At 67.4% G+C, this 5,363-nt stretch carries 2 protein-coding genes; both read right to left on the bottom strand.

The annotated features are described in order from the left end of the window. Window positions 1-25: 25 nt before the first annotated feature. Window positions 26-1,078 carry an enoyl-CoA hydratase/isomerase family protein gene (locus tag ABZU75_RS45095; protein WP_355569274.1) on the bottom strand — a complete coding sequence of 351 codons (1,053 nt, stop codon included), beginning with the start codon at window positions 1,076-1,078 and terminating at the stop codon, window positions 26-28. Window positions 1,079-1,487: 409 nt separating this feature from the next. Next, window positions 1,488-5,354, bottom strand: a complete 3,867-nt coding sequence (locus ABZU75_RS45090; protein ID WP_355569277.1) for an alpha/beta fold hydrolase — start codon at window positions 5,352-5,354, stop codon at window positions 1,488-1,490. Window positions 5,355-5,363: the final 9 nt, after the last annotated feature.

Below are 5,363 nucleotides of genomic sequence, written 5' to 3'. Positions count from 1 at the left end.
CCCGCCGCGGCGGGGAAAGCACGGATCATGGCGGCGTCGGTCCGTGCACAGGAACGTTCATGTCGAGCGCGGTGCCCTCGGTCCAGGGTTCGGGCTGGGTCAGGAACACCGAGTCGCCGTTGGTGCCCTCCTGCATCTGCAACCACCGCCGCATAGCGGCCTGGGTGGTCGGTGATGACATGCTCATCAATGTGGCGGTGGCCTCTTGGGTAAGACTGGCCCGGGCCGAGGTGGAATGGGCGTCGTTGAAGATCCGCTTCTGCAGGGCCACAGTCTTCCGCGGCCGCCTGGCGTAGCGCTCCGCCATCCGCTGGACCGTGTCCAGCAGCTCCTCGGCCGGCACCACCCGGTTCACCAAACCCAGCTCCAGAGCCTCCTGCGGTGCGTAGAAACGCGCTTCGAGCATCATCTCCAAAGCCCGGGACGGCCCGACGAGCTGGACGAGTCGCTGCCCGCCCAGGGCGGTGTTCAACCCCACCGACAGTTCGGGCAGGCTGAAGCCGGCATCACGGTCAGCCGATACGCGCATGTCAAAGAAGACCGACATCTCCAGGCCACCGCCGCCGCACGGCCCGTTCACCGCGGCGATCCACACCGCCGGGGAATACATCAGCCGCAGCGCCATGTCATGGAACTGGGTTACCGCGAGCAGTCCTTTGATCGGGGAACGGGCGACCAGACGTTCACCCGCCCAGCCCGTCATGGCCCGTACACTCCGGTACAGGTTCTGAGCGACCGCACGGGAGATCTCTGGCGTGCCATCCGCCTGCGAGGACATGTGGGCGATGTCGAAGTGCGTGATGAACCGGCCGGGCCGCGCGCCGGTGACGACGACCGCGCCGACCGAAACGTCGTGCTCCACCGCCTCGACGAGCCGGATGAAGTCCCGTTGCATCGGCAAGGTCATGTAGTTGAACGGTGGGGCGTCCACCCACGCCGTCAGCACCCGACCCGACTGCTCAAGCCGCAACGTGGACAGTTCGAGACCCGCTGCGCCGCCATCCTCCGGCCGGCGGTCCGTCTGTTCCTCACCGGACTCTTCACCGGGCTCTTTACTGGGCAGAGCTGCACGATCCATTGGTCTGACAAACCCTCCTGCCGCACGTATCGCGCCATCCGGCGAGTTCCCGAGCGATCTCTTCGTTCACTGCCTGCCGATGCCCGGTTCCGCGATACTCATGGGCCCTCGGTCCCTTCGCTGTGCCGATGACGCTGGACACAGTGAACCGCAGAAGCGACTCGCACAATTACTAGTGGCTACCAGTGTCATACGCCGGAAATTCGTCGCCGAGCATCCACTGACTGCTGCGCGCAGACCTGGACACGCCCGCAGGCAACGCCACACGCTGGGGAATCAACGACAAAGTCGCTGCGCCGACCTGGTGAACCGACCGCTGACCGCGATGACGGCCGACCTGGCGTTTCAGGCAACTCACGCTTGTGATCGTTTCAGGTCCGGCTGATCTTCCCGGTAGGTTTCGCGACGGTCAGTGTGCCAGTCGGAACCAGCCGTCGATCAGGCGGGCCGTGTCCGCTGCCTTCTCGGCGAGCATCGAAAAGTGGTTCGCCTCGATCGTCCGTACGGCATGCGACGGGTCGAACGGCGTCGCCCGCCAGTAATCCGATTCAGGCTCGACGTCAGAGAACGGCTCCGCGCACTGCACGAACAGCACGGGCGCATTCACGTCTGCCAGTTTGATGTCGGACATAATTGCCGACCAGTACCCCATAGCGGACAATCGCGCGCTGTTGAACTCGCCGAAAACCGTCTCCATCTGCAGGATGTACTGCAGCACCTGCTCGGACAGCATCTGCGAATCGCCACCTGCGCTGGGATGGAAGGAGTCCATCATCACCACCGCCTCAGGGGAGATTCCCGACTTCTCCAGTACACCGGCTGCGCCGTAAGCGAGAATGCCGCCGGCCGAATGACCGACGAGCACGAACGGCTCCCCCTCACTGGCCTGCACGATGCCTTCCGCGATGCTTTCGAGGGCGATGTCGATCGTGGCGGGCAGGCCCTCACCGAGAGCGTAGCCGAGCAAGGGAAGCGCCAAGACGTGTCTTTCCCCGCGGAAGTGCGCGGCGAACCGCGCATATTGATGAACGCCACCGGTCACCGTGGACGAACTCACGCAGATCAAGCGAGAGCGAGCCGCGCCACTGGCCAGCGTCACCGGTCGAGGGATTTCTCGCGGATCGACAGGTGCGTCGTACATGGGCCGGGTCCTCGCCACGGCATACAGCAATCCGAACGCCTCCTGCGCCTTCCCGGAACGGAAAGCGCCGCGGAACAACCCTGCCAGGGTGTCGTCCACCTGGGCCGCCGAGGCCGCAGTCGCCTGGCCGGCATTCATCCGGGTGACGAGCTCATGCCGCAGCCAACGGGCGAGACCGGTGGAGTTCTTGTTCTCGAACACCGCCATCAGCGGGAATTCCCAACCAACCGCCCTGGCAAGGGAGTTACGCAATTCGGTCGCGGTGAACGAGTCGAAGCCCAGCTCGAAGAAATCACGTTCGAAATCGACGGCCGAGAAGTCGCCGTGGCCGAGAATGGCAGCCGCATGACGCTGCACCAGTTCCTGTAGCACCTCGTACTGCTGTGCTTCTCCAAGCCCGCGCAACCGCTCCCGCGCCGTGTCGGCCTCGGGTATCGACACGGCCAGATCCACCGCGGCAGCCGGCAGCGGGTGACCCGCCGCGGCCAATCCCGCCGCCGCGTCCCCCGTACGGGAACCGGTCGCCTCGGGCCAGAAGCGTCGGTGCTCGAAAGCGTACGTCGGCAACTTGACCTGGCGCCCGGCTGGAAGCACCGCTCGCCAATCCACCGGCACCCCGCGCACGTGCAGTTCGGCCAACGCCGTCATCGCCGCAGTCTGTTCATCACGGTCCTTGCGCAGTACCGGCACCAGCACCACGTCCGACTCTGCCACGAGGGTGTCTCCCGCCATGGCGGTGAGCACGCCGTCGGGACCCAGCTCCAGGTAGGCCCGTACGCCCTGACGATGCAGCGTGCGCACCCCGTCGGCGAAACGGACCACACCGCGGACCTGGTCCACCCAGTAGTCCGGCGAGCACAACTGCTCCGCCGAGGCCGCCTCCCCGGTCACCGTCGACACCAGCGGAATCCGTGGCGGGCTGTAGGTGAGCGTCCGGGCCAGGGCGCGGAAGTCCGCCAGCATCGGATCCATCAACGGCGAATGGAACGCATGCGACACCCGTAACCGCTTGGTCCGCACCCCGCGCCCTTCGAGGACCGCGGCGAGCGCGAGCACCGCCTCCCCCACCCCGGAGATCACCACCGAGGCCGGGCCGTTCACCGCCGCGACCGACACCTCACCCTCGCGTCCCACCAGCAGCTCGGCGACCTCCTTCTCGGCAGCCTGCACCGCCACCATCGCCCCACCCTGCGGCAGCGCCTGCATCAACCGCGCCCGCGCCGCCACCAGCGCACACGCGTCGGCCAGCGACAGCACCCCGGCCACATGCGCCGCGGTGATCTCCCCGATCGAATGCCCCGCCAAAACAGCCGGCCGCACCCCCCACGAGGACACCAGCCGGAACAGCGCCGTCTCCACTGCGAACAACGCCGGCTGCGCCCACCCGGTCCGATCCAGCAACCCCGCCGTCTCACTGCCCTGCTCGGCGAACAGCACCTCCCGCAACGAACAACGCCGATAACGTCCCGCCCCTCCGGCCGGCTCCCGGTCGAACCTCCTCAGCAGCGGCTCGAGCTCCGCGATCACCTCGTCCAACGCCGTCGCGAACACCGGGAACCGCCCATACAGCTCCCGGCCCACCCCCGCCCGCTGACTCCCCTGACCGGTGAACAACACGGTAAGCTTCGGCTCCGCCCGTGCCACACCGCGCACCACACCCGCACCCGGCAGGTCCTCGGCAACGGCCCGCAGGCCGGCCAGCACACCATCACGATCGCCGGCCAGCACCGTCGCCCGATGCTCGAAAGCCGACCGAGTCGTGACCAGCGAGAAACCCACATCCACCTGCTCCAGCTCACGGTGCGCACTGACATGCGCCGCCAGCCGTCGCGCCTGCTCACGCAGCGCCCCGCCACTTCTGGCGGACACCACCCACGGCACCAAACCCGCCGCCGACGCCGGGTCCTGCGCACCTGGCTCGGCCTGTGGCACCTCCGGTCCCTGTTCGATGATCACATGCGCGTTGGTGCCACTGATTCCGAACGACGACACACCCGCCCGGCGCGGACGGCCGGTCTGCGGCCACTCGGTCGGCTCGGTCAGCAGTTCCACCGCGCCCGAGGCCCAGTCCACGTGCGACGACGGGGCGTCGATGTGCAGTGTCCTGGGCAGCACTCCGTGCCGCATCGCCATGACCATCTTGATCACACCGGCAACGCCCGCCGCCGCCTGGGTATGCCCGAGGTTCGACTTGATCGAGCCCAGCAGCAGCGGCCGGTCGGCTTCACGGTTCTGGCCGTAGGCGGCCAGCAGTGCCTGAGCCTCGATCGGGTCACCCAGCCTGGTACCGGTGCCGTGCGCCTCGACCGCGTCCACCTCGGTGGGAGTCAGCCCGGCACTGGCCAGCGCCTGGCGGATCACCCGCTGCTGCGACGGGCCGTTCGGCGCGGTCAGACCGTTGGACGCACCATCCTGGTTGATCGCCGATCCGCGCACGATCGCCAGCACCTCATGGCCGTTGCGGCGGGCATCCGACAGCCGTTCCAGTACCAGTATGCCCATGCCCTCGGACCAGCTGGTGCCGTCCGCGGTGTCGGAGAACGCCTTGCACCGGCCATCGGGCGCCATTCCGCTCTCCACGCCGAAGCCGAGGAAGCTGAGCGGGGTGGCCATCACCGTGACACCGCCTGCCAGCGCCAGGCCGCACTCGCCCGAGCGCAGCGCCTGCGCCGCCAGGTGCATGGCGACCAAGGACGACGAGCACGCGGTGTCGACTGTCATCGTCGGGCCCTCCAGGCCCAGGGTGTAGGACAGGCGGCCCGACAGCACGCTGGCCGCTGCACCGGTGAGGAAATAGTTCGTTACATCTGTCCCGGTTTCCAGGCACAGATTCATGTAGTCCTGGCCGTTGGTGCCCATGAACACCCCGGTGTGACTACCTCTCAGCGAGACCGGGTCGATCCCGGCCCGCTCGATCGCCTCCCACACCCCCTCCAGCAGCAACCGCTGCTGCGGATCCATCGCCAGCGCCTCACGCGGCGAGATCCCGAAGAACCCTGGATCGAACCCCGCCACCTCGGACAAGAACCCGCCCTGACACTCCATGCCTATCGCCGACATCGTCTCCGCGTCCCAGCCCCGATCGACCGGGAACGAAGAGATCACGTCCTGTCCCTCGGACAGCAACCGCCACAGATCCTCAGG

Origin of the sequence: Streptosporangium sp. NPDC005286 (genome assembly GCF_040607515.1) — a bacterium.
Lineage (GTDB): Bacteria > Actinomycetota > Actinomycetes > Streptosporangiales > Streptosporangiaceae > Streptosporangium.
This window is presented reverse-complemented; position numbering and strand designations above follow the sequence as displayed.